General features: G+C 52.0%; 32 protein-coding genes and 1 tRNA gene. All 33 read right to left on the bottom strand.

Annotated features, from left to right (window positions below; all coding sequences use genetic code 11):
- Positions 1-54 precede the first annotated feature (54 nt).
- On the bottom strand, positions 55-237 hold the full coding sequence (locus tag ICN24_RS06240; RefSeq protein WP_216222088.1) for a hypothetical protein: 183 nt from the start codon (positions 235-237) through the stop codon (positions 55-57).
- Positions 238-316: 79 nt separating this feature from the next.
- Positions 317-514, bottom strand: a complete 198-nt coding sequence (locus ICN24_RS06235; RefSeq protein WP_216222086.1) for a hypothetical protein — start codon at positions 512-514, stop codon at positions 317-319.
- Positions 511-1,605, bottom strand: a complete 1,095-nt coding sequence (locus tag ICN24_RS06230; RefSeq protein WP_216222083.1) for a hypothetical protein — start codon at positions 1,603-1,605, stop codon at positions 511-513. Before ICN24_RS06230 ends, ICN24_RS06235 begins: the two co-directional genes overlap by 4 nt.
- Positions 1,606-1,660: 55 nt before the next feature.
- Positions 1,661-1,825 (bottom strand): hypothetical protein, encoded by a 165-nt coding sequence (locus ICN24_RS06225; protein ID WP_216222082.1) that lies wholly within the window; start codon positions 1,823-1,825, stop codon positions 1,661-1,663.
- A gap of 2 nt (positions 1,826-1,827) precedes the next feature.
- Positions 1,828-3,087, bottom strand: a complete 1,260-nt coding sequence (locus ICN24_RS06220) for a hypothetical protein (RefSeq protein ID WP_216222081.1) — start codon at positions 3,085-3,087, stop codon at positions 1,828-1,830.
- Positions 3,088-3,141: 54 nt separating this feature from the next.
- Positions 3,142-3,303 (bottom strand): hypothetical protein, encoded by a 162-nt coding sequence (locus tag ICN24_RS06215; protein WP_216222080.1) that lies wholly within the window; start codon positions 3,301-3,303, stop codon positions 3,142-3,144.
- A 14-nt stretch (positions 3,304-3,317) separates the two neighbouring features.
- The gene (locus ICN24_RS06210; RefSeq protein WP_216222079.1) at positions 3,318-4,316 is read right to left on the bottom strand and encodes a hypothetical protein; all 999 of its coding nucleotides are present in this window, start codon (positions 4,314-4,316) and stop codon (positions 3,318-3,320) included.
- A 60-nt stretch (positions 4,317-4,376) separates the two neighbouring features.
- On the bottom strand, positions 4,377-4,652 hold the full coding sequence (locus ICN24_RS06205; protein WP_216222078.1) for a hypothetical protein: 276 nt from the start codon (positions 4,650-4,652) through the stop codon (positions 4,377-4,379).
- An 11-nt stretch (positions 4,653-4,663) separates the two neighbouring features.
- A complete protein-coding gene (locus ICN24_RS06200; RefSeq protein WP_216222077.1) occupies positions 4,664-5,695 on the bottom strand; it encodes a hypothetical protein in 1,032 nt (343 codons plus the stop codon).
- Positions 5,696-5,699: 4 nt separating this feature from the next.
- Positions 5,700-6,026, bottom strand: coding sequence for a hypothetical protein (locus tag ICN24_RS06195; protein WP_216222076.1), 327 nt, complete (start codon positions 6,024-6,026; stop codon positions 5,700-5,702).
- A 15-nt stretch (positions 6,027-6,041) separates the two neighbouring features.
- A complete protein-coding gene (locus ICN24_RS06190) occupies positions 6,042-6,260 on the bottom strand; it encodes a hypothetical protein (protein WP_216222075.1) in 219 nt (72 codons plus the stop codon).
- A 13-nt stretch (positions 6,261-6,273) separates the two neighbouring features.
- Positions 6,274-6,729, bottom strand: a complete 456-nt coding sequence (locus ICN24_RS06185) for a hypothetical protein (RefSeq protein WP_216222074.1) — start codon at positions 6,727-6,729, stop codon at positions 6,274-6,276.
- Positions 6,730-6,741: 12 nt separating this feature from the next.
- Positions 6,742-8,190 carry a hypothetical protein gene (locus tag ICN24_RS06180; protein ID WP_216222072.1) on the bottom strand — a complete coding sequence of 483 codons (1,449 nt, stop codon included), beginning with the start codon at positions 8,188-8,190 and terminating at the stop codon, positions 6,742-6,744.
- Complete coding sequence (locus tag ICN24_RS06175; protein ID WP_216222071.1) at positions 8,190-8,516, bottom strand: BppU family phage baseplate upper protein; 327 nt, start codon at positions 8,514-8,516, stop codon at positions 8,190-8,192. The genes ICN24_RS06180 and ICN24_RS06175 overlap by 1 nt, the downstream gene beginning before the upstream one ends.
- 12 nt (positions 8,517-8,528) lie before the next feature.
- The gene (locus ICN24_RS06170) at positions 8,529-9,179 is read right to left on the bottom strand and encodes a hypothetical protein (protein WP_216222069.1); all 651 of its coding nucleotides are present in this window, start codon (positions 9,177-9,179) and stop codon (positions 8,529-8,531) included.
- Between the two features lie 3 nt (positions 9,180-9,182).
- Positions 9,183-9,956, bottom strand: a complete 774-nt coding sequence (locus ICN24_RS06165; protein ID WP_216222068.1) for a DUF6682 family protein — start codon at positions 9,954-9,956, stop codon at positions 9,183-9,185.
- A gap of 11 nt (positions 9,957-9,967) precedes the next feature.
- A complete protein-coding gene (locus ICN24_RS06160) occupies positions 9,968-10,321 on the bottom strand; it encodes a hypothetical protein (RefSeq protein ID WP_216222067.1) in 354 nt (117 codons plus the stop codon).
- A gap of 119 nt (positions 10,322-10,440) precedes the next feature.
- Positions 10,441-11,424: a N4-gp56 family major capsid protein gene (locus ICN24_RS06155; protein WP_216222066.1), complete on the bottom strand. Its 984-nt coding sequence runs from the start codon at positions 11,422-11,424 to the stop codon at positions 10,441-10,443.
- Between the two features lie 399 nt (positions 11,425-11,823).
- The gene (locus ICN24_RS06150) at positions 11,824-12,021 is read right to left on the bottom strand and encodes a hypothetical protein (protein ID WP_216222265.1); all 198 of its coding nucleotides are present in this window, start codon (positions 12,019-12,021) and stop codon (positions 11,824-11,826) included.
- 2 nt (positions 12,022-12,023) lie between these two features.
- Positions 12,024-13,148, bottom strand: coding sequence for a type II secretion system F family protein (locus tag ICN24_RS06145; protein WP_216222065.1), 1,125 nt, complete (start codon positions 13,146-13,148; stop codon positions 12,024-12,026).
- A gap of 73 nt (positions 13,149-13,221) precedes the next feature.
- A complete protein-coding gene (locus tag ICN24_RS06140) occupies positions 13,222-13,461 on the bottom strand; it encodes a hypothetical protein (RefSeq protein ID WP_216222064.1) in 240 nt (79 codons plus the stop codon).
- Positions 13,461-15,782, bottom strand: coding sequence for a hypothetical protein (locus ICN24_RS06135; protein ID WP_216222063.1), 2,322 nt, complete (start codon positions 15,780-15,782; stop codon positions 13,461-13,463). The genes ICN24_RS06140 and ICN24_RS06135 overlap by 1 nt, the downstream gene beginning before the upstream one ends.
- Before the next feature lie 3 nt (positions 15,783-15,785).
- Positions 15,786-16,067, bottom strand: coding sequence for a hypothetical protein (locus ICN24_RS06130; protein WP_216222062.1), 282 nt, complete (start codon positions 16,065-16,067; stop codon positions 15,786-15,788).
- A gap of 20 nt (positions 16,068-16,087) precedes the next feature.
- Positions 16,088-16,516 carry a hypothetical protein gene (locus ICN24_RS06125; RefSeq protein WP_216222061.1) on the bottom strand — a complete coding sequence of 143 codons (429 nt, stop codon included), beginning with the start codon at positions 16,514-16,516 and terminating at the stop codon, positions 16,088-16,090.
- A gap of 2 nt (positions 16,517-16,518) precedes the next feature.
- Positions 16,519-18,045 (bottom strand): hypothetical protein, encoded by a 1,527-nt coding sequence (locus ICN24_RS06120; RefSeq protein ID WP_216222060.1) that lies wholly within the window; start codon positions 18,043-18,045, stop codon positions 16,519-16,521.
- Positions 18,045-18,695, bottom strand: coding sequence for a hypothetical protein (locus tag ICN24_RS06115; RefSeq protein ID WP_216222059.1), 651 nt, complete (start codon positions 18,693-18,695; stop codon positions 18,045-18,047). The genes ICN24_RS06120 and ICN24_RS06115 overlap by 1 nt, the downstream gene beginning before the upstream one ends.
- A gap of 9 nt (positions 18,696-18,704) precedes the next feature.
- Positions 18,705-18,851 (bottom strand): hypothetical protein, encoded by a 147-nt coding sequence (locus tag ICN24_RS06110; RefSeq protein ID WP_216222058.1) that lies wholly within the window; start codon positions 18,849-18,851, stop codon positions 18,705-18,707.
- A gap of 4 nt (positions 18,852-18,855) precedes the next feature.
- On the bottom strand, positions 18,856-19,218 hold the full coding sequence (locus tag ICN24_RS06105) for a hypothetical protein (RefSeq protein WP_216222057.1): 363 nt from the start codon (positions 19,216-19,218) through the stop codon (positions 18,856-18,858).
- Position 19,219: 1 nt separating this feature from the next.
- Positions 19,220-19,687 carry a DUF2514 family protein gene (locus ICN24_RS06100; protein WP_216222056.1) on the bottom strand — a complete coding sequence of 156 codons (468 nt, stop codon included), beginning with the start codon at positions 19,685-19,687 and terminating at the stop codon, positions 19,220-19,222.
- Positions 19,688-19,712: 25 nt separating this feature from the next.
- Positions 19,713-20,435 carry a metallophosphoesterase gene (locus ICN24_RS06095; protein WP_216222055.1) on the bottom strand — a complete coding sequence of 241 codons (723 nt, stop codon included), beginning with the start codon at positions 20,433-20,435 and terminating at the stop codon, positions 19,713-19,715.
- Positions 20,432-20,908, bottom strand: coding sequence for a lysozyme (locus ICN24_RS06090; RefSeq protein ID WP_216222052.1), 477 nt, complete (start codon positions 20,906-20,908; stop codon positions 20,432-20,434). The genes ICN24_RS06095 and ICN24_RS06090 overlap by 4 nt, the downstream gene beginning before the upstream one ends.
- On the bottom strand, positions 20,905-21,114 hold the full coding sequence (locus tag ICN24_RS06085) for a hypothetical protein (protein ID WP_216222051.1): 210 nt from the start codon (positions 21,112-21,114) through the stop codon (positions 20,905-20,907). Before ICN24_RS06085 ends, ICN24_RS06090 begins: the two co-directional genes overlap by 4 nt.
- 78 nt (positions 21,115-21,192) lie before the next feature.
- Positions 21,193-21,267: transfer RNA gene (locus ICN24_RS06080), tRNA-Met, on the bottom strand.
- Between the last annotated feature and the right edge of the window lie 13 nt (positions 21,268-21,280).

Genomic DNA, 21,280 nt, shown 5'->3' with positions numbered 1-21,280 from the left:
GTCAGCTGCAAGCGCCGACCAATAAGAAAAACGCCCTCCGAAGAGGGCAATAGGTTATGGTTTTGGCGTGTCGAGTGGCAACTGATCGCCTGGCGGATTGACCGCTGACTGTTGATTGTTTTGCAAAGAGCCCTGCAAGTGGACCTCTTTAGCAATTCGAGCAAGTTGTGCTTGCTGGTAGTTTAGAGCATCAATCACAAGATTGAAGTCTTCAGTTTCGAGCTTGATGGATATCACATATCGACCTTACAAATGATTACAAGTCTTGTGCAAAACACCGATTGTAACCACTTGCAATGGTTATGCAACAAATTGTTTAAGCTGCTGCCTGAACAGGAACTTCATCGGCTGGTTCTGGAGTATTACCCTCTTCCAGCCATTTCAAATAGGCTTGGTAATCTGTGTTTCCTGAATCAACAGGGGCGCAAAGTGTTTTTTCATTTTCATCAGTTAAAAGGATAGACACAACACCACCACTTAAGTTGTCTATGCAGAGTTTTGCACTTTTAATCATAGTTCAGTCCCCACTGTTTCAATATATCCGCCTGTTGCACCATTAATAAGAAGTTTAGCCATATGTCCCAAGCCAACGGTCATACTAGAAGTTGTTACATCAATGTCAATATTGTTGGTTGATGAGTAATTTATGGCAACAGAAGCTGCTCCACCAACGTTTCCGTCCCATCCAACACAATTAACTAAGTTGATTGTTGGAGATGTTCTAAGATTTATGCTAAGTGGGAATCCCCATCGGTTTATGGTTCCCGCTGTTATGCAGTTGCCACTTCCAATAGACAAATAGGAGCCGTTAGTGCTTGACCACCTTTGGTAATACCGCTGACACAAAGCCAACTCAGTACCATACGGGCGGTAGTCAAAGCTCGTTGCTGTTGAGCCTTTTTCTAGTTGGACGCCTGTGATTTGGAACGTTGCATTCGCCGTTGCAATCCAGTTCACCGAACCCGTGGCCCGCATGTAGTTGCCAGTAATCCACTGCCCGAGTGTTGACGTGGTTGCGCCAGCGTTAGTGCCCAAATCCCAGCGTGCAGCAATGCCTTGGTTTGTGTTCGTGTACATCGTTGTCGACGTGTCGCCAACAAACGTCAGCGTCTTGTATTCCCAAGTGTTGGCTGAGTTGATCGTGTATGTCTGGACAATCGACCGCGTTGTGCTGCCGTTGTTGCTGAACAGGCTGAACGAGTACGTGCCAGCAATGCTTGCTCGAGCCCAGAAGCTCACAGTGACTGTTTGAGCATAGGACGTACCGTAGGCCAAGTCGGAAAGGTTCAAGCCTTCGATGCCTTGTTCTACGCCCCACCAGCCAGTGCCGCTTGAGTCTGCCGTTGTAGCAGTCATGCCGAGGTAAGCAGTGAACCCTGTGGGTGGCGTTAGGCTTCCCTGGTTCTGTTGATAGGTCATTTTGTTGGCGATGGTGGAAATCGTGCGCCAACGGTCAACCAGATAGATGCCATTCCCTGCGGCAAGGTACGGACCACCAGAGTAACGCTGGTCAATCATCATCGCACCATTGATGATTCGATTACGGAACCCAATCCCGCTGGACGCAATCGCGCCTAAGTTTGCAAGGTCTCTTGCTTTTGTCATGTGTACTCCGGAAAAAGAAAAACCCGCCGAAGCGGGTCATTTGATGTGAGGACGATTAAGCGTCTGCGGGGAGGGGTTGATTGCCTTCTGCGAGCCATGCTAGGTATTGCTGGTAGTCGGTGTTGGCGGTGTCGAAGGGGATGGTTGCACCGTCAGATATGCGTTTGATGCAGTCTGTTTGCAATCCAGTTGAGCCAAATATTTGTTTGTAGTTTTCCATGATTAAAGCTCCGCAGATGCAAGTGCTGTTCGACCAATACCTTGTGCATTTAGGCCGGATGCAAGTATTGTGTATCTACAACCCTGAACACCTATAGACTCAGCTGCTTCGTATGTAATATTGCTTGTATTACCGCCCGAAAACGCACTAAAAGTAGGGGCTGTTCGCATTGTTGTTTGAAAGTTAATTGGCATTGACCAATACCAACCCGAACCGTTACCAATGTAGTTGTTAAACAAAACACTTTGACAATAGCGTTCACACAACTGCAACTCAGCTCCGTACGGGCGGAAGTCAAACGGCGTAGCGTAGGAGCCTTTTTCTAGTTGAACGCCTGTGAACTGAATTGTTGCACCCGCAGTACTAGCAAGGTTTACCGTTCCAGTAACTTTAAACGTCCCCGAAGAAGTCCAAGCATTTCCAGCCCCAGTATTTGTGTACCCAGAACTAAAAACTCCAACTGGTCGCACACTGATGTATGCAGTATTCAATGTCGCAGCAAACGCGCCAGCCGCTGCTGGAGGAGCTGGGATTGTTACCGTAACATATTGCCAAGTGTTGGCAGCGTTAATTGTGTATGTTGGAAAATAGAAATAGTTTGTTGGGCCGTAATAGATGATGCAAGCGTTTTGCTGCCCAGTTACGCTTGACTTTACCCAAAACGAAAGTGTTGCTGACTGACCATTTGAAGTACCCCATGCCAAGTCAATACCGTTATTTGCTTCAACTACTTGCCAAATTGCACTGTAGTCGTTGGCAGTAGATGAAACAGTTGTAGTCTGTTTAAAACTGTATTGGAATCCTGCGGGAGCGTCTGCAACCTGTTGCGAAGTAAGCGTAGCACCAGACACAGCGCCTGTTTGCCAACGGTCTAGGATGTACTGACCATTAGTTGTGCTTGCCCCAGCGTAACGCTGGTCAATTCGCATATCCCCGTTGATGATTCGATTGCGCATAGCCCAGTTGCCTGCGCCCACAATCGCGTTGATCTCAGCTCGGCGCATTGTGTCTTGCATCGCGACAGGCCAGTAAGCTACAGACTTAAACAGATCACCTGCACCAGCGCTTTGGTTGAGCGTAACGCTCAGTCCATCTGTTGCTGTGAAGTCTTGAGAGCCAAGGCCTGAGCCGTCGAGATCGACATCAATGTAGCCAGGGATATATCCACCAGTTGGGTAGAAGATATTCTGGCCTTGCTGAGCGATTTGCTCGGTGACTGTGCGGACTGTTTGTCCGAATGGTGGGACGCCTACGTAGGACATTCGTTCTCCAAATAAAAAAGCCCGCCGAAGCGAGCTCTTTTGGGGTTTGTGGGATTAGGCTTGGTCTGCTGGCTCAGGCGTGTTACCCTCGTCCAGCCATTTCAAATAGGCTTGGTAGTCTGTGTTGGCGGGGTCGTCAGAAAATGAAGTGAAAGAACCGTTACCGTTGTCACGAATAACAAACGTCTTAGTCACACCATATATTGTTTCGGTCATTGTTTTATACATAATCAAAGCTCCGCAGAAAGTGCAACATAGCCGCCACTGTTGTTGTTTTGTAGGAATATAGAAACCCCGCCAACAGAACCTAGAGCACCACTTAAAGTTGCCGATAATGTTGCTCCATTAGGGTTATTTCTTTGCAGGGTTAATGCAGAGATGCTTGTAACACCTGCGCCCCATTGAGTAACAAAACCAATGTTCGCATAATCAATACTTGTTGCTGCAGCCCTCATCGGGGGACATGGTAGGAAAGCAACATGGTTTGTTGTGGATGTAATGTTTGCAAATGCAAGTTGAGTAAAACCATCTGTACCAGTCGGCCCAACCTTGTAGTAGTACCGCTGACACAAAGCCAACTCAGTACCATACGGGCGGTAGTCAAATGGGCTTGCGGATGGGCCAAACTCCACTTGCACTTGGGCAACATCGAGAGTTCCGACAATTCCGCTTGCTGGTGCAAAGTCGATACCCAGGTAGTCGTTGCCACCGGCAATGGTTTTGCCGGTCATCGAAGGCACGGTGTATGTGAATACAACCTTTTGCCAGGTGTTTGACAATGAGACTCCTGTTGCGATGTCTCCGCTTGAAACGGGGGCAGATCCAGATGTCCCGAAGTATGAGTAGAACGCGTATGTCAGCGGGGCTGTGATGTCGGGCGACTTAACCCAGAGTGACACGGTGAGCTGCTGACCCGAATAGGCGCCGAGACCTTCGAGTCTCTGCTCAAGGTATGGCCGTGTATTCGTGCAGACCATGCGAGCGAAATACTTTGGGTTGTTTGGCACCGCGGTTTGGCCAATGGTGAAGGCCTGCTGCGAGAATGTAGTGTTTGCGCCGCCGTAGCCATACGAAAGCCATCTATCGGCAACGAAGAAGTATCCACTTCCAGAGCCGGTCGTCGCGCGCTGCCACACGTCAAAGTTTCCGTTGATGATCCGGTTCCGAAACCCAAGCTCAGCGCCCGAGTTACCCAGTGCGGGCGTTTGAATTCTGCTCAGTGATGGCATGTGTTCTTTCTAAAACAAAAAGCCCTCCGAAGAGGGCTGTGTTTGTGTGGTGAGTGACGCTTACTGAGCGGGCTGTTGCGCTGCTATGGCAGCGGCTTGAGCGTCTTGTTGCGCTTGATATGCAGCGATGACTTCAGGTGTCCAAGCGACCGAGGCGATGGCTGCCACTTGAGCAGGCTGGCCTTCTAGGTCTTGACCAGGTGTCAGGCTCGTGCGATGAAATGTCTGAGCGATTTGCTCACCATCTTTGATAATGCGCGTGGCTTCACGGTACAAGACTGTGCCGTTTTCAGTGACGGTAATTTGGTCGATGGTTTTTGTTTCTGTGAGTGACATGTGTGTTCCTTTTATGCTGTTGTTTGGTAAACAATAGTGGCGGTAACGTATCCCGGTTGCCAGTTTTCGTTTACCTCTGAGGTTGAGCGTCCGGCTGGTAAAAAGCAGACTGCGTTTGCCCCTTGCCCCCCACCGCCAGAAAGCTTTACCGTATCGCTAATGGAGAAGGCTGTGTTGTATTTCATTCCACCACCAATATCAAACCAAGCTGCGTTTGCACTACTGATAGGAAAAGGAAGCCCTGAGATGGCGTTGTATCCGGCACCATTGGTGGCTATGGCGGTTAGTTGAATTTCAAAGTTTGCATAAACCATGCGCCCAATTTTGATGTACGTACCAACTTGACGACCATATGAAACGGATGGCGCAGTAGTTACACGCGTAGCCACTGGAGTCCAAGTCCCCTCCTCATAATCATCCAGCGTGTTTGCATCAGAGGATGGGTTTTGAGTTGCTGGAAATGCGAGTTGCCCTTGCGGAACGAAGACTCGTCCATCCTGACCAAGACGAATCATTTCAAGTGGCGAACCAGTGGATTTAGCAATATATGCTGACCACTGTCCGTATGTAGACGCATCAGGTCCACACACATAGCTTCTGGCGATGATGGAATCTTCCTGCTGAATAAACCAGCTTGATGCTTGGAATCCAAGTGCAGGAGTTCCAGCTGCTCGCAATCCCGGTGCAATCAATGGTCCTGTCATGGTGCCGCCAGCCGTTGGCACGTAGCTCCTGTCAAGCTTTGCTGGCGTCACGCTTCCGTCAATCGGGGCGAACGAGCCAACGGGCGCATCGCGGAAGATGACGTAGACATTGCCCACGCCAGCGCTCACGGTTTCAGCCGTGGTCACGACGTTACCGCTGACGGTATAAGAGCCATCGTAAGGGCTTTGCACAACGTTGTTGACGATGAGGTCAATGTCCAACGTGCGAGCCACTGCGCGGCTGAGCGTGAATGTGTTTGTGCCGCCGTTGTAGGCTTGGCCTTGTTGGCCAGCAAAAGCAACAGGGATTGGTGCTGCGGATGAGCCGAGGTAACTCATGTTCTTATACCAAGTAGCTCATGACAGCATCGACAGACGACGCAGCGCTGCAATAAGCAGTCAAAGAGTCACCCGCCTCAAGCACTAGCTTTTGATCGCCACCAACGACGATCAATGCACCGCCCAATGGAACGATGGCGTCCTTGATCAAGAAGGCTGTCGTAGCGTTGGCCTTGATGATCTTCACGCTGGCAGTCACAGGTGCTGTGCCCACGTTGGCCAAAGACAGGCCAATGATCGTATTGGTAGTACTTGTGGCCACCGTTGCACTGATGGTGCTAGGTGAGCCCGTTACGCCAATGCTAGGCGTCGGAAGTGACTTAAATGACATTGATTTTTTTCCTTGTTACCCGAGCGCAATAGCCATTGCAATTGCTTGCGATGCTGCTGTGCCTGCTGGGTCGACTTGTAGGTTTGCTTGTGCTGTCGATACGCTGGTCAAATCACTGAGGTTGTTGCCAACTTCAAGCTTGTTATTGGCAAGGCTTGTAAAGTTGTTATCAACCTCAGTGTTGGTGAGCGGCGCACCTTTCGTCGCACGGAGTGTGATTGTGGTGCCGGTCATGGGGCGCTACCGATTAAGACGCTGTCAGCGAAATCGTCCAAGTGACTACCATCGTGTCACCAGATTGTTTGTTCACGACTGGGAACACTGTGCGGCACAACATCGTGCCAGCAGTAGAGGCATTGAAAATACCTGCTTCAGTCACCGCACCGGTCGACACGCCAGCACCGAAGGTCGACACATACACCACAGAGCTTGCGCCAGGGGTTGTGCTGTCTAATGCATTGCGGCTACCAATCAAGGTAGTCAGGTCAGTTTGACCGGCAGCGGCAGCAGTTGTGCCAGAGCCCAAAGCCATGAAGCCCATAGCGCCTTGGCTAGTGTTAGCCATGCGCGAGCAGATGTAAGTCAAGCCAGCAGTCACAACCAAGTTGGTGCGGTCATGGCTCTCTTTGAGATTGCCTTGCTCATCGAACAATTGAATGTTCAAGTCGCCACGGATTTTCAGATTTTCGATGATGTTGCTCATGGGTTCCTCTTCTTAAAAAGTAAATTTGCTGCCAACAAAGTCAGCGGAGAAATACGTTCCCGCGTAGTTCTGGGTGTAGATCAAACCGGTGTCAGTCAGAGCGGTTGCATCTGTTTTGGATGGAGCCGTCTTCAGTGAAGTGGCATCAGTTATCGCGCCCGCATCGGCAAACGGTTTGTTAAGTGAAAATCCCTTGGCGTCGACGATTGCGGCCGAGTCTGCTAAGGGCTTGGAATTTTTAAAGGTTGGCACGTCAGTCAGTGCTGGCGTTTCCATCAAAACCTTGCCGACGTTGCGAATGCCGAAATCAGTTATGGCCGTGCCATCAGCTGCTACCTTGCCCACGGTGTTGTACCGAGTGTCAGTTAGCGCTGTGGCATCGCTTGCTGCCTTGCCAAAATTTTGCGTCTTGGTGTCAGTAATGGCCGGCGACTCAAGTAAAGCCTTGGTCGTCTTGATTGCGCTCACATCGGTCATTGCCGAGCTGTCAGTCACCGCCCTACTGAGCGCAAAGCTCTTGGTGTCAGTGACCGCAGAAGCCTCAGTGAGGGGCTTTCTGGTAGTAATAGTGGCCGGATCTGTAACGGCGGCGGCATCCACCAAGGTCTTACCAATGCGCTTAGTGTTCACATCACTCAAGCCCACCGGATCAATAGGGTTGCGAGTGAAGTACACCACTCGAGCAAACGTGTCACCAATCGCAAAGCTATCGGAGACCTGCTTGGTTAAGCTCATCGTCTGCTCATCGTCAAACGAGGCGGCGCCAAAGAAATCGTCTGACACTTGCAAGTTGTCAACGATGGAGCGCGTGAGGTATTTCTTAAACGTCTCCGAGATGCCCAGCACTTCAATGGGGTTCTTGCCCAGTGTGCGCACATACGAATCGGTCAGTGCAGGATGCTCTGCTACGCCCTTGCCCAAACTGATTGCAGGGGCACTATCGCGGGCGTAATCATCAACTGAGTACCCTTGCGAGTAATCGGAAAATCCTGGTCCCTCTTGCCACGAGAAACTGTCTTGGCGTGCAGTGGAAAGTCCAATTGCAGCCGCATCGCTAAAGATTGGTGTCTCAACCAATCCTTTGCCGATAGATCGCACGACAACATCGGTCAGACCCATTTGATCTGCAATGCCCTTGGTGACCTGATTGATCAACAAGTCAGTGACGATCGATTGATCTGCGAACGTTTTACTGGTGCTAATCGTTGCCTCGTCAGCCAAGCTGGCCAACTCTTGCAAGGACTTGCTCATCGCGATGACAGTCTCATCGCTCATGTTTGCGGCATCTTCAAGATACAGCAAGGTCAAAAACTGCCCAGTAATGGCGGCAGCGGCAATCAAGGCATACTGAATGTCAGCGGCAATGATGGGTGCATTGATCGCAGCGCTTAAGGCTGCAATCGTGGTCTGAGCAAGGATCGTTAGTGCCGAGACCTTAGTTGATCCAGCGGATGAATCCATTAGAACTGAGCGCGCACGATAAATTTGAGCGTGTCGTAGACGGTTTGAACCGTTGTGTCTTCAAAGGTGATTTCGATTTCACCTTCGTATTGGCCTGGCGCTACATCAAGTGAGCCAGGGGGCCAAGTGAAGCACACCTTACCATTTGCCGCATCGGTGATGTAGCCAGGCAGTGTCGACAAAATGGTGGTGCCATTGATCACGCGAAACTTCAAAACCACTGTGGCGCGAGTGATATCAATCGGCACACCAGTGGTGTCATCGGTCAGGGTTGCTTGGACTTGTGGTCGGCTATCGCCCTGTACGAGCTTGATTTTTTCTGCCATGGATGACTCTCTTTAATAGACTTTGACGGGCTTGACGCGCATGGAGCCAATCACTTTGTCGTGGGCCATGAAGATCTTGGCTTCCATGACGCCATCGGTGTAGATCTTTTCGTTCACTCCAGCGAGCACATCGTTGCGCCAAGGTTTGGGCATGAGCATCAGTCGGCTCTTGGCGCCTGCGCAGATTTCATCTAACCAGCGGTCAGCCAAAAAGCGCGGCAACACATTGCCAAATTGATCAGGCGCATAAGCAGCGCGCAAAGTCATTTGCACGTTGCCAGCCTGCTCAGGAATCGGGAACAAACGAAATGAGGTCCAGTCTTGCGCCGCGTTGTAGTACGCAGGGCCAGAGCCGGTAGCTGTTTGCCAGTTGGGCATCAGCTCTTGCAGTTTGTCCATGGTCACCGCAATCACTTCGCGATTAGGCAGCCAAATGTTTTTAATGGTGCTGACCTGTGCATTCTTGGGCACATCAACATCGTATTGGTATACGCCATCAATGACAGTCACTGGATCTTGGATCTCATCCCACACGCCAGTCTTGATGCAAAAGTCATTGGCCGCGAACATGATCTGGCGAACGACGAGCGAGTCTGGCGCATCAGAGACATCAGGCAGTACATACGGCAAGAGCTCTTGCGCGGTAATCGTGTTTGACGCCATAAATTAAGCCCGCGGTGTAGAGGCTGCCATATTGCTTGGCAGGGATTGCAAGTTGGGATTGACGCCAAGCAGTGCAGTTGCTTGGGCGTTAATGCTGCCAACAAATTGAGTGGTGTAGCCATCGGCCAGCACCTTATTGGATGCCGACTCGCTGTCTTTACCATAGGCGCGCGCCAAGATGTAATTGACCAGATCGTCAACGAACTTGGGGTCAATCGAAATCGTGGTTGTATCGCTGCCGTTGTAGCCGTAATCTGGCGTAGCTGACACTTCTAGTGGATCAGCCAAGAAAGAGGCCTCTACCCACACTGCCGGCGATGCGGGAACGCCAGGTGTGACGTAGAAATATTTGGGGATGCGTGGATCGAACACAAAGCCAGAGACTTTGGTGTCTGTGGTGGTGTGCCATTCAGGCGAGTAAATATCGAGGACCTCACGGTCGACAATGCGGATAGCGTTGCCTGGCGTGAGGCCATCTGATCCCATGTTCCGGATCACGGACACAAGACCATTGCCATGCACGTCAGCTGCTGTAGAACCGTCTCCCGGCACGACTGATGCCGCGGGGATAAAGGCCAGCGATTGCTTGGTGCCTGGGCTTAACTTGATGGCATCCACCCGAGAGCATGCAGGCGGACAGTACTTCGCAATTGCGCGCTGACCATCATTGAGGTAAGCGATCAGGCTGCGTTGTGTCCAACGTGTGAACTGGGGTTTGAGATCTTGCAGTGCATCAGAGACGCGGTACAAGACTTCACGGACAAGGGTGTTTGCCATGCTGTGTTTGCTTAGTGAGCGCTAAAGGCGAAGCGGTGCGCAGTGCGTTCTACGAACTCTCCGGCTTTGTCGCCTGGGTGGTAGGAAGTAGTCTTGGCGTTTTCCAACACTTGCAACACTTCTTCGGGCACTTCGACTGGAATGCCACGAGGGATTTGGTAGCCAAAGCCATTGATCGACAAGAACACGGCTTCGTGTCCGCCTTCAGCTTCTGAAGTGTGCACAGTGATTGTGCGAGTCTTGCCAGACAGAGCCACATCGTGGTTCTGACCTTTGACAGCCTTCTTGGGGGCTGCAGGCTTGCTGGCAGAGGGAGTGTTTAAGGCGTCGTCAATCGACGAGATTTTGGTATCTTTATCAGACATGTTGAGTTCCTCACAGATTTAAAGGGTGCCGCGGATTACACGCCGCGGCGTCGTGCTGGTCGCAATTAAAAGCTGCGCACCGAGATTGATAGAGCCCCCGCTAGAGGGCTCATTGCCGATTAGGCAGTAGCGGCCACTTCAGCGCGAACCATCCAAGCGTCGTTCAAGATCGCGCAGGTTTGCATTGCTTTCCATGCCACGGTGCCACGTTGGGCCAAAGGATCGGAATCGCTTGGCTTAGGGTTGACAACCATTGGAGTCACAGCGAACATGCCTTTGAGGGCGATGATGCCGTAAGCGTCACGGGCCACGTACAAGATGGGGTACACGTCGGCATTGCTGCCAGAAGTGGACAACATCGCACCAGCGGAACCGCCAGCGTCAGCGAAGGGAGCGAAGATGGTCGAAGACACGTAACGCACGTCTTCCAACTTGCCCAATTCGTTTTCCCATGGAGTCATCGTGCCGTACTTTTCAGCAGGAACGAAGCCAACCAAGGAACGCACGTCAGCTTCACAATCGGGGTGAATCAAAGCAACGTAGCCAGGAGCCACGTTCTCTGTACCGAAAGAAGGAGTCGAGCGAACGATAGTGGTGATGAAGCGAGCGTTTTGACGCTTCAAGGCACGCACAGCGCGGCGTTGCAAGGCAACGGTCACGGAAGTGTTCACAGCAGTACGGGTTGAACCGTTTGCGTACAACACGTTAGTGCCAGCCTTGAGCACGCCAAAGCGCATTTTCTCAATCATTTGAGCGGCTTGTTCACCCAAGAGGGCAACAGACTCGTTCAATGTTGGGTCTTCGTGAGTGTCCAAGATCACGTCAGTGATGGTCACTTTGTCGCCGTACTGAGCCAAGGTGGCTGTGATGTCAGTCACAGACAGAGTTTGACCAGCAGGAGTCACGCCTTCGGTCAACGCGGTAGGCGTATTAGGCAGCGCGTTGTAACGACGGAACTTGATGACCTTGGTGCTGTGCTCAGGCAAGCTTTTGGCTTGACCGAACTTCTCGAGCACCAAGTATGGGAGGCCGCGCTTCAACAGTTCTTTTTCTGCGTAAGCTGCGGTACGAGGCGAAATATCGCCGTATGAGGTAGATGCCATGGTAATTTCCTTTTTTAATGGCTAAAAAATGCTTTTTTGCTGTTGGTAACAGCCATCGTGAAAGGAGCGATGGATTTTCCCGTGTGCCGTGTGCAGACTACGAAAGCGTGGCGGGGCAGCGTTTTAAGCCGTATCCCTGAATTCTTTGTCTTGCGCGACTGGGTGGTCGTGCTCCGAAAATGCTGGGTGTTTGGTAACCGGTGCACCCTGCTACACCGACTGTGAGGCAGAAGTTTCTGACTCGTCAGGTTCTTGACAGGACCACCTCACAAAGTGAAGCGACCCAGATACTGTTTCACCACATGGGCGATCAGCTGTTTGATAGAGACCAGTCGGGGTGCGCATCGTGGAGTGGCGTGACTGGACAAAAGCCTGATGCTTGCGCAGAGCAGGAACTCTTTACTTGTTCTCGCCCTCTTTCCAGGCGTCGACATATTCTGTTTTGGCGTCCTCTTGTGCAGTCTTAGCCTTTTTCTTGGCCTCGTCTTGCACGGACAATGCGATGGCCACGGCTTGCTTGTGAGGCTTGCCTGCGTCCATTTCCGTTTTGATGTTCTTGCCGACGTCTTTGGCGTCAGCAGACTTGATGACTGGCATGATTAGGCTTGATTCCAAGCGTCTTCGTAGTTGTCAGCAGAAGCAGGACTCTCAGGCAATTTCATACCAGAAGAGCGCACACCTTCAGCGGCATCGAGCTGGTCTTCATTGGACTCAGCAGCTTCATCTACGATGGACTCGCCTTGTGCAGGAGCCAATTCAGTCTCGCCCTCTTTGGACTCTTGGCCAGCAGCGGTTGCTTGCTTAAAGCCATCGAGCAATTGGTTGATCTGGTCGGCAGAACCGTTACCAATCACGCTCAGGGCTTCTTGCTTTTTATCTTCAGGCATCGCATCAATGAACTGCTTGAACTGCTCGGACTGGCCGATCTCGTTAAAGTCAGGGTGCGCTGCTTCGATCTTGGCAAAGTGAGCCTTGGCCTTGCTGTCAACCATGTCATCGATGATGTCGCTCACGGTCTTACCCAGCTCAGCAGTCGCTTCCATGCCGGCTTCTTTGGCTTTTTGCGTGGCGATGATTTCAATCATCTTCACAAAGTCAGAGCCAAAATCTTCTTCGAGCTGCTTCATGGCTTCTTCAGGAGTGAGCTCGCCTTTTTCAACTTGCTCAGCAATCTGCTCGACTTGCTCTTCAGCAGCAGGCGTGTCAGCCTTCTCAGCAGCGTCTTCAATCGCCTCACCCACAGCTTCTTTTTGCTCTTCTGGGGTATCAGCGCCAGCTGCTTTGAGCTTGGCTTCCATGGCCTTGAGGCGACCTTCCCAAGACTTCAATCGTTGGGTTTCTTTTTCCATATCCACAGCAGGTGCTTTGACTTCGCCCGCATCACCTTCTTGAGGGGCATCGGGTGGAGTTTGTGATTCGCCTTGTTGCTGGGCAGCAGCTGCTTGCTGTGCACTAGCTTCTGCATTCTCTTGCTCTGCAGCGTCTTTGAGCTCGCCACCATCAATCACGATAGCCACGTTGCCTTCATCGCCAGACTCACCATCGGCAGCGTCTTCGCCAGCTTTGTTTTCTGCTGCGCTTTGATCTGCAGCAGGCTTGGCTTCTTCAGGAGAGATGCCAAAGGCTTCGTCTTCTGTTTGCACATGCTGCGCAGGTTGCTCTTCATTGAACGCAGCGCCGTAAGCGTCTTGTTCGTCTTTCATGTTGTCATGAGTGGTTGCCATGGGGTTCCTTTCGTCCGGCTTCCTAAAAGCCAGTCTCCTGGCTCACACTGTCCTGCGGTTGCAGGGGCTGAGATTAGATTGAGGGCAGTTGCTGAGTGCCACGAATGACACCCTGAATGGCCAAGGTTTGCTTAAGGCAAGCCTGAATGCGGACCAGCTCATCGACGGTCACATTGGCCAATTGATTCTTGTAGGCCTCGGCCAAGTTGCTCAGCATCTTGTCCATGGTGTTCATGGCATCAGAGCCTTTGAACTTGGCCACATCGACTGCGGAATCCGCCAGCGCGATGATGATTTTGGTTTCTTCGTCCATCAGTCGTTGGCCGGTGTCTCAATGCCTTGACGTGCACCTTGCATGCCGGTTGCAGGAATGGCTTGCGCAGCGGGAGCAGCTTGTTGTGGTCCGCCTTGTGCTGGCATAGCTGGCCGCTCAGGATCAGTGTTACCGTTTGCTGGCGCAGGCATGAGACCTTGTGGTCCAGCTTGTTGCACCGGCTGACGGTCTAGATCGGCAATCGACGGATTGGGCGTCGCATCTTGCCAACCGGAGCTGCGCAAGATTTCATCTCCAGCAGGAGCGATTTGCGGTGTGCTGGTAGCAACTCCGCCAGCTTGCAAGGCGGCGTACACGGCCTCGACGCGCTTGTTCACCGCTTCGGCTACGAGCAGATCGATATTGGCCATCACTTCTTTGGAGCGGGCCGCTGCCAATTCTGCTTCGGCCATCAACTTGTTGGCCTTGCCTTGCGCTTCTTGCAATGCGAGTTGCGCTTGAGCCTGGGCCAATTGCATTTGCGTTTGGGCTTGTGGGCTGTTTTGCTCTTGCTTGACTTCGTCCTCGGTCTTGACCACATCCGAAAGCTCGTGGGCTTCGGCACGCTGACGCAATAACTTATCGCGCTTGATGAACGGCGCATCCATGGGGTTGGCTGCTTGCGCTGCAAAAGCATCGAGCTGCTGCGCGCGCACTTCTTTGGCCACCAATGAGGCTGTGCCGCGAGCCTTCACATCAAAGTCACCCTTGATGGAGTTGTCTTTGTGGAACTGCATGTTCCAACGATACAAGGCGGTGATAAACGGGCGGGTGACACCTTCATCCCAGCTGGTGATCAGATCTTTGATGACCACGTTGGCCGCGCCCATCAACATAGACATGCCAGAAGCGGTACCTGCTGCGCCATTGCTGACGTTCTCGCCAGTCATGTAGCGCGGAATTGCGGTCACTTCGTCGGCGTTCGCTTCAAAGCGGTCGGCCATGCTAGACAACTCATTGAGGTTGCTTGGCAAAGGAATCGGACGAACGGCCGGCACGCCTGGCTGTTGGCTGTTGCGCAACCAAACCTTCCATGGGTACATCTCATCCATTTTGTCCACGTTAGACAACAGGCTGGGAGCCACTTCAATCATGGGGCCTGAGGCAATCGCGGAGTTATCGAGCATCATGCGAACAGCAGAGTTCAGCATGGTCTGATCATCACGCATGATCGATGACAGGCCTTCACCAAAGATCGAGGTCTCGTCTTTGTCAAAGTAGTACATGTGATAAGGCCAAGTCACGCCATTGATTGGCTGCAACACGGCTTTGATCACTTCACCGTTAGGCAAGAGCCACACGTTCGCAAAGAACGACTCATGCACACGGTCTTCGGGAACCTTAACGCCCACTTCTTTGAGTCTGTCGCCATCAATCCAGCCCCAGCGCTCAAGCACCTCATAGGTGTTTTGCTTGTTGGCTTGGTTGGCAGTGCGCTCGCCAATGATGCGCAGCTCGTTGTCGTAGTAGCGCAGTTTGATCTCACCATCTGGATGAGACTTGATGTAGTTGACGATCTTGTCTTTGTTGAACGATTTGCGAGCTGACAGCTCCACCAAATCGGACTTGGTCATCATGTGACGCTCATACACATACTTGCACTGGTCAAGCTGTGTAGCATTCATGTCGGGGTAAAAGCGCCACAGTGGCACGTAGTCCACAAACGGCACCACGTAGGACTCGCTCTTGGCGATCCACTTATTGCCTTGTTGCACAAACGTAGTGCGCACTTTGCGCTCCACGAGTGGGCCTTTCATCACGCCAGTGCCATACAAATGGCCTGAGTGAATCGTCTTGACGGCCACATCTTTGTATCGCGCCTCAACCAATTGGTCATCAATCAGTTTAGACATGCCCTTAGAAGCTTGACGTGCCAGCTCTAACAAGAAAGCATCAACCGCTTCTTTTGGAACCGGCTGACCTTGAGCCATGATCTGCAACTGGTTCATGGCCAATTGCTTTTGCTCATCTGACACATTGGGCACGGGAGTCGTGTCGATTTCCCAATTCTTCTCACTGCCTGAAGGGAACAGCAAATCAGCCACGCGGCTGTCCACTGTCTTGACCTTCACGCGGGTCTTGCGCACAAACGACTTGGAGCGGTTAGGACCAATGAGCGCCAGCACGTCGGGATCATATTGACCACGGTATTGACGCAAGTCTTTGAGCCAACGCTCTTCCGTTAAGCGGCGCTCGAGTTCAGCACGAGCGAACTCCGCAATCAAGACCGTGCCCAAGGCATCCATGGCCTGAGTGGGCGCAGCATCACGCAACTGGTCTGTGGCGGCCAGTGCGTATTCGGTTTGATCCATGTTGCTCATGGGTTACTTGGCAGCTTTGTCGTCTTTTTTCTCGCCCTTGCCGTCATTGGAGTCGGTGTTGGTGGCGATGTTGCCCGCTTCTTGGGTCTTGTCTTTGGGCTTGACGTTCTTTAAGTCTTCGCCGTTGACCGACTGACCACTGTCGATCTCATCGTAGGCAGTGACATAGTCGTCTGCTTCGGCAGTATCGCTGACCTTTTTCGCTGCAGCCAGAGCATTTTCTGCTGGCTTGGCTTCTTCGCCGCCTTCATTCCATGCTGCTTCGTATTCGTTTTTATCGGTCATAGTGTCTTTCATTGCCAGGTTTATTTGGCTGTAGGCAAGTCAAGTGCGATGTTGGGTTCGACTTCTTTGAAGTATTGACCCAGCTGCTCAGCTGACATGTTCTTAAGGTTAGTTTGCGAGGGTGTGAATGAGACCGTATTACCGCTCTCGTCCGCATTCCACTGGCCGCCGTACTGACCATCTTGGCCGTGGTACATCGATTGATCGCTAAAGGTTGGGTGATTCGGCTTTTTGTACAAATCAGAACCATGCGCACGCTCATCGAGCTGGCCATCGTTCTTCCAAAACCCACGGATGTCGTAGTCATACGCATCTTTGAGCTTGCCGTTCTGTGTGGCCCATCCCTGAAATTTGGCTTCATCTTCTGGCGACAGCTTGGTGTTGTAGCTGTCTGTCAGACCTTTGTCGTTCTCATCTTCTGTCCACGCGTCTGCGTATTCGTCGGCCATGTTTAATATCCTGCGCTAGTTGGCGCTTTGTAACTGGATTTGGCAACGTACTCAGGAGCACGCTCAGCAATCGTTTCAGCGAACGTCAAGGCTAAGGCATCGGCACCGTCTGGTGAACGAATGCCACGCTTTTTCATGTTCTTCTTGCTCTCGAGCAGCTTGCGGCCACTAGAGTGTCGCTCGGGTTGTGGCGCGCAAATGTCGCTGATCAAAGCAGAATCATTGGGAATTCGATTCGGTTGATCTGCAAACCATTCTGCCATCAGCCACCACATCTCTGCACGCTTGTTCTCGTAGCGTTCGCTGTCACGTGCACGCTCAGCGTTGTTGATGCCGATGACGGGTATGTTCATCTCTACCAAACGGTCGTAGATGCCAGCGCCTAGGCCGCCCTTGTCAATCAGCAGGCCATCAGGCTTGAACTCTTGATAGTATCCAGCCAAGATGCCTGCGATTTGCATCGGGCTCTTTTTCTCGTGATACTCCAAGCGAAAGCAGGTACGACCTTGTCTAAAGGCAATCGCTGTGCGGTCACCATCGCCCTCGCCGTCACCAGCAGGATCGCAACCAATGATCAGTGGACCCAACCGCTCGCGGAACTGGCTGTTAGCTGCACCCATCACATTGTTGGGAGAGATCAGCGGGTTCTGGGTCGATGTCTTAAAGGCCAGTGCGGCAGTTGCAGGATATTCCTGATCAAACAACCACTCATGGCCAGCGCCGTAGGTCTGAATCTTGTTTTGGCGCCACTGCATCTGCTCCATATCAAGTCCGTAGACATTTTGATAGGTCACATCATCAGACGACAGTGCCAGATCATTGCGAATCGGTGCACGGTATTCTGTTTGCCAGAACCAAGGCACAAAGATCGCGATGTATTCACTCTTGCCAGCCTCGGCATCTTGCCACATCGTGTGGAATTGATTGCCAAGACCATTGGCAGTCGACTCGAAGATCATCTCCGTGCCAGCAATATCGCCAATCGTGTTACCGATACCAGCCAAGTGCATTGCTGCGTTTGACCAGAATCCAAATTCAGAGCCGTGAAGGAGCTGAGCGTTGTTACCGCGACCCACGTCGCTAGTGCCTGCCGTTGCGAGCTTGTAGCCCCCATCAAGCTGGTCAAAGATCAACTCTTTCGCGTTCGTTGCTCCCGTGCTGATCGGCATCGGGTTGTTCTCGTGGTAACGCTTAACCATCGAGAACAAGTTGTCCGTAGACTTTTGTTCGTGCGACACGATGAAGGCGCGTTGGCCATCATTCATCGATGTCTTGTGATAGAAGCGAGCTGCCACATAAGTGGAGATGCCCTGTTGGCGACCTTTCAGGATCAGCGCCCGAACTTTGCCAGTCTTTTCTAATTGCTTCTCAAGGCACTCGTGAACATACAGTTGCGCCTGGTTGAAGATAAACGGCATTTTTGTGCCGCTCTTGTCCAAAATCTTTAAGCAAGAAGCCGCATAGACCTCGAGCTTGCTATCAAGAAGCCTAATTTTGGCTCGCTGCTCAGTGGAAAGGGAAATAGCCATCAATCCTCCAAGCGGATTTGTCGCAGCATTTCCTCAAACTCACCAGTAGACTTCTTCTCGACATCCAAGCCAAAGACCTTGCGTTGCATTGGCAAGTAAACGCCATGACTCGCAGCGATCTCTTTAGACATCTTCACCCGACCAGCGAGCGAGATGATGTATTGATAGAGCTCATTGTTCTTGTCGGTCTTCCAGCCGCCGTTAGCAGTTGGACCGGACTCATCAAAGGTCGCACCGAGCTCTACAAGCTTGTCCAAGAACTTCGGATCGCCCAAAGCCACAACCTCACGCAATTGGCTGCGACTGTTGTCAATGGCCAGCTTGAGGTCGTCGCGTTGAATCATGTCAACTGAGGCAACGACATCAGCGTAGGCGTTAACAACCTGCGCATCTGACAATTGGTCTTTGCTGTTAACCTCGTTGTTACCCTGCTTGTTAACTACAGTACGAACAACTTTGTTTTTCGCTGTGGTCTGAATCTTTTCTTCAAGATTCTTTTCCCAGCCATACTTCTTGGCTCGCTTGGCGATGGTTACATGGGATACCCCATGCTCATCTGCCAACTGACGCAGAGACTTCAGACCAGCTCGGTAGTCCTTCTCTACTATCTCCCAATCAACTGGCTTCTTGTTTGCCGCCTCACCGGTCATGATCTCACCTTACTGGCAAGCCTCGCAAGTGCCATCAGCTGGGTTCAGCGGGCATGCGGGAGCCAAGGGTGCATCCGAGTCGAGATCCAACCCTTGGGTTGCGTTTGTCTCGTCGACTTGGGAGTCTTGGGTTTCATTGATCGGAAGGTTGCTCATTGTGTTACTTACTGACGATTGCTGGAGGTTGCACCGATGGCAGTGTCGGAGGTGTGCGAATCACACCAGCAAGGATGGCGCCAAGGACGGCGGCGATGATGTATTGAACCCCTGACTGAATCCAGCCATTGGTTTGTTGTTGAATGGGTTGCAGCTGCTCTAAGCTCTTGAGTCGGTTATCAAAGGACTCAATCGTTTTGAACAAGCGGCCAATGGATTCATTGATGCTGGACTGACGCTCTTCTACAACAGCTAAACGTGAGACGGCCTGAGCCAGCTCTCTCATCGAACTCTTGATGTCGCCCATGTCCTCAGACAATGACTCGATCTTGGAAATGGCTACGGCCAGGCTGGTATCTGGAGGCATGCTACTTTACTTCTGCTTCAGACCAATCGATGAGGCCGCGGGTTTGAATTCGTAATCCGTCAGCTTCTGCTGCCAGACTTGCGTATCTTGCTGAGCACGTATTGAGTAACTCTCTAGCGATGGACGCTTCGCGAGCGTATCCGGCAGCTTCAGAGTCACTGGGGCTTGTACGGGAGTTGAGACGAACGATGGTCCCGCGCAGGCTGTCAATAGTGCGCTGAGCGCTAGCAGCGTCAGCAGCAGCGATGGCATTGCTTTGGGCTTGTTCATCTGTGATCCTGATTGCGTCAGCAGCTTTGTGTTGTTCTTCAGATCGGGCGACGCGCTCATCTTGGATGCGCTGCTCGGTCTGCTCTTTAGTTTGTTTGTCCCACTTGGCTTGGATGTGTTCTTCACCTACCCAAAAGCCAGAAGCGGCAACCATGGCAAAAACGATTGCCACAGCGAAAATTCTGAATTGTTCTGTCATGTATCAACCTGATGTCGTATTGATATCAGGCTGATATCACGCTGATATCACGATGAATGCTGACTGTACTTAGGTCTGATAAGTCAACGAAAGTCAGTGCGCCAGCCTTGTGATTTGGTCCCCATCCATAGGTATCGATGAAGATGGTGTTGCCAACCTCGACGACTTCCGACAATGGCGTGTGACCACAGATCACGGCGGAGATGCCAGCCACAGGGCGGTCATCTGCTCCATTGATCTTGGTGCGGCTCCACAGGCAGTTGACGATCCACTGGTTGCGGGCGTACTCATCAGCTTCAGTCAAAGCGTATCGCATCATCTCCCAGCTGTTGAGCGGGGCTTCTGCGTGCACGATGCCAACGAGTCCGTTGTCTGTCTCTACCTCAATCGCGATCGGCAGCACTGCGAACTGGCAGGCAATGTCTTGTTGGGCAGCGTCTGGCAGGCTCAAGAACCAAGCACCACCGTTTTGCAGGTAGAGGCGCGGATCTGAATTGCCGGACACATGATCGATGGCCATCTGCTCATGGTTACCCATGACAGCATGAAACCACGGCTTAGCCAACCAATCGATTGCCTCCTCGGACGCTGGTCCGCGATCTACCAAGTCGCCTGTACTAAAGAGGCGATCCTTTGCAGGATCAAAGCCGATCTTGTCCAGTGCGTCTTCTAGGCGTTTGAAGTGCCCATGCACATCACCAACTACCCAGTCTTTTCCGGTAGCGTTCTTCGTGAATGTCTTGATCATTGGATCTCTCCAAGGCACAGGGCTTTTTCAGCCTGTCTGCGTTTGGTGAGACCTGGCAGGGAAATCATTTGTCCAGCGACGCTCGCCTTGTCCCATTTTGTGAGCTCATTGCAAGCGCCAGTAATGTTGTGCGCCTTTAGTAAACGCGCAGCAGTCGAGTGCGCAGGATCGCAAGCAATCTTTGGCCCCAAGTTGTAAGCAGCATCACCGAAGGCAGCCAGCACATTGTCAGGCAAATCAGGAGCACATCGATCAACTTCATCTACTGCTTTTTGCATGTCGGCGCTGAGAAACGCCTTACATTCGGCAAGGCTATACACCTTACCTTTGATGATGTCTTTTCCCGTGTGACCCTCGCAGACCGTGAGGATGCCGGGTGGGTCATAGTAGGCAACTTGACGCAAGCCCTCAGCAGGCACAGCTAATGCAGTCGCCAATGCGACAGCTGTTGCTTTCTTTTGCTGGGGTGTCATTGGTACATCTTGGGTTGATGGACAAGGCGCGAGAGCGCAGCGCCGACCGAGATCACCAAGGCGAGAACAGCAAAGGTCCCAGGCGGGACGATGCCATTGAAATACGGTAGCGCTACTTCAGCGCCAGAAAATGTTGCGGAGAGCAGCGCAAGTCGCATGCTCCATGCTTTAACTGCGACCGTCTTCCAGTCGTCAATTAGTTTCATGCTGGTCCGGTATATGTGAAAAAACCCACCGAAGCGGGTTTGTTCGCCCTAGTCCAATTGCTCGGATAAGGGATTGTTTGGTTGCGGGTGAAGGACTCGCACCTTCGTCCTTTTGGGTATGAACCAACTGATCTGCTTCTGATCTAACCCGCGATATCTGGAGGCG

The sequence above is a fragment of the Polynucleobacter sp. UK-Kesae-W10 genome, from assembly GCF_018881575.1.
Taxonomy (GTDB): Bacteria; Pseudomonadota; Gammaproteobacteria; order Burkholderiales; family Burkholderiaceae; genus Polynucleobacter.
The sequence above is the reverse complement of the archived record's forward strand: the minus strand, read 5'-3'. Positions and strand labels throughout refer to the sequence as shown.

Coding starts and splice junctions, on each gene's coding strand:
- ICN24_RS06130 (WP_216222062.1), bottom strand. CDS start 16,067: ATGACCGATAAAAACGAATACGAAGCAGCATGGAATGAAGGCGGCGAA.
- ICN24_RS06110 (WP_216222058.1), bottom strand. CDS start 18,851: ATGAGCAACCTTCCGATCAATGAAACCCAAGACTCCCAAGTCGACGAG.
- ICN24_RS06185 (WP_216222074.1), bottom strand. CDS start 6,729: ATGAGCAACATCATCGAAAATCTGAAAATCCGTGGCGACTTGAACATT.
- ICN24_RS06195 (WP_216222076.1), bottom strand. CDS start 6,026: ATGTCATTTAAGTCACTTCCGACGCCTAGCATTGGCGTAACGGGCTCA.
- ICN24_RS06215 (WP_216222080.1), bottom strand. CDS start 3,303: ATGACCGAAACAATATATGGTGTGACTAAGACGTTTGTTATTCGTGAC.
- ICN24_RS06235 (WP_216222086.1), bottom strand. CDS start 514: ATGATTAAAAGTGCAAAACTCTGCATAGACAACTTAAGTGGTGGTGTT.
- ICN24_RS06165 (WP_216222068.1), bottom strand. CDS start 9,956: ATGGCAAACACCCTTGTCCGTGAAGTCTTGTACCGCGTCTCTGATGCA.
- ICN24_RS06160 (WP_216222067.1), bottom strand. CDS start 10,321: ATGTCTGATAAAGATACCAAAATCTCGTCGATTGACGACGCCTTAAAC.
- ICN24_RS06180 (WP_216222072.1), bottom strand. CDS start 8,190: ATGGATTCATCCGCTGGATCAACTAAGGTCTCGGCACTAACGATCCTT.
- ICN24_RS06145 (WP_216222065.1), bottom strand. CDS start 13,148: ATGGCAACCACTCATGACAACATGAAAGACGAACAAGACGCTTACGGC.
- ICN24_RS06220 (WP_216222081.1), bottom strand. CDS start 3,087: ATGTCCTACGTAGGCGTCCCACCATTCGGACAAACAGTCCGCACAGTC.
- ICN24_RS06210 (WP_216222079.1), bottom strand. CDS start 4,316: ATGCCATCACTGAGCAGAATTCAAACGCCCGCACTGGGTAACTCGGGC.
- ICN24_RS06105 (WP_216222057.1), bottom strand. CDS start 19,218: ATGCCTCCAGATACCAGCCTGGCCGTAGCCATTTCCAAGATCGAGTCA.
- ICN24_RS06100 (WP_216222056.1), bottom strand. CDS start 19,687: ATGACAGAACAATTCAGAATTTTCGCTGTGGCAATCGTTTTTGCCATG.
- ICN24_RS06085 (WP_216222051.1), bottom strand. CDS start 21,114: ATGAAACTAATTGACGACTGGAAGACGGTCGCAGTTAAAGCATGGAGC.
- ICN24_RS06200 (WP_216222077.1), bottom strand. CDS start 5,695: ATGAGTTACCTCGGCTCATCCGCAGCACCAATCCCTGTTGCTTTTGCT.
- ICN24_RS06155 (WP_216222066.1), bottom strand. CDS start 11,424: ATGGCATCTACCTCATACGGCGATATTTCGCCTCGTACCGCAGCTTAC.
- ICN24_RS06150 (WP_216222265.1), bottom strand. CDS start 12,021: ATGCCAGTCATCAAGTCTGCTGACGCCAAAGACGTCGGCAAGAACATC.
- ICN24_RS06115 (WP_216222059.1), bottom strand. CDS start 18,695: ATGACCGGTGAGGCGGCAAACAAGAAGCCAGTTGATTGGGAGATAGTA.
- ICN24_RS06140 (WP_216222064.1), bottom strand. CDS start 13,461: ATGGACGAAGAAACCAAAATCATCATCGCGCTGGCGGATTCCGCAGTC.
- ICN24_RS06175 (WP_216222071.1), bottom strand. CDS start 8,516: ATGGCAGAAAAAATCAAGCTCGTACAGGGCGATAGCCGACCACAAGTC.
- ICN24_RS06230 (WP_216222083.1), bottom strand. CDS start 1,605: ATGACAAAAGCAAGAGACCTTGCAAACTTAGGCGCGATTGCGTCCAGC.
- ICN24_RS06135 (WP_216222063.1), bottom strand. CDS start 15,782: ATGAGCAACATGGATCAAACCGAATACGCACTGGCCGCCACAGACCAG.
- ICN24_RS06090 (WP_216222052.1), bottom strand. CDS start 20,908: ATGACACCCCAGCAAAAGAAAGCAACAGCTGTCGCATTGGCGACTGCA.
- ICN24_RS06120 (WP_216222060.1), bottom strand. CDS start 18,045: ATGGCTATTTCCCTTTCCACTGAGCAGCGAGCCAAAATTAGGCTTCTT.
- ICN24_RS06170 (WP_216222069.1), bottom strand. CDS start 9,179: ATGGCGTCAAACACGATTACCGCGCAAGAGCTCTTGCCGTATGTACTG.
- ICN24_RS06225 (WP_216222082.1), bottom strand. CDS start 1,825: ATGGAAAACTACAAACAAATATTTGGCTCAACTGGATTGCAAACAGAC.
- ICN24_RS06125 (WP_216222061.1), bottom strand. CDS start 16,516: ATGGCCGACGAATACGCAGACGCGTGGACAGAAGATGAGAACGACAAA.
- ICN24_RS06205 (WP_216222078.1), bottom strand. CDS start 4,652: ATGTCACTCACAGAAACAAAAACCATCGACCAAATTACCGTCACTGAA.
- ICN24_RS06190 (WP_216222075.1), bottom strand. CDS start 6,260: ATGACCGGCACCACAATCACACTCCGTGCGACGAAAGGTGCGCCGCTC.
- ICN24_RS06095 (WP_216222055.1), bottom strand. CDS start 20,435: ATGATCAAGACATTCACGAAGAACGCTACCGGAAAAGACTGGGTAGTT.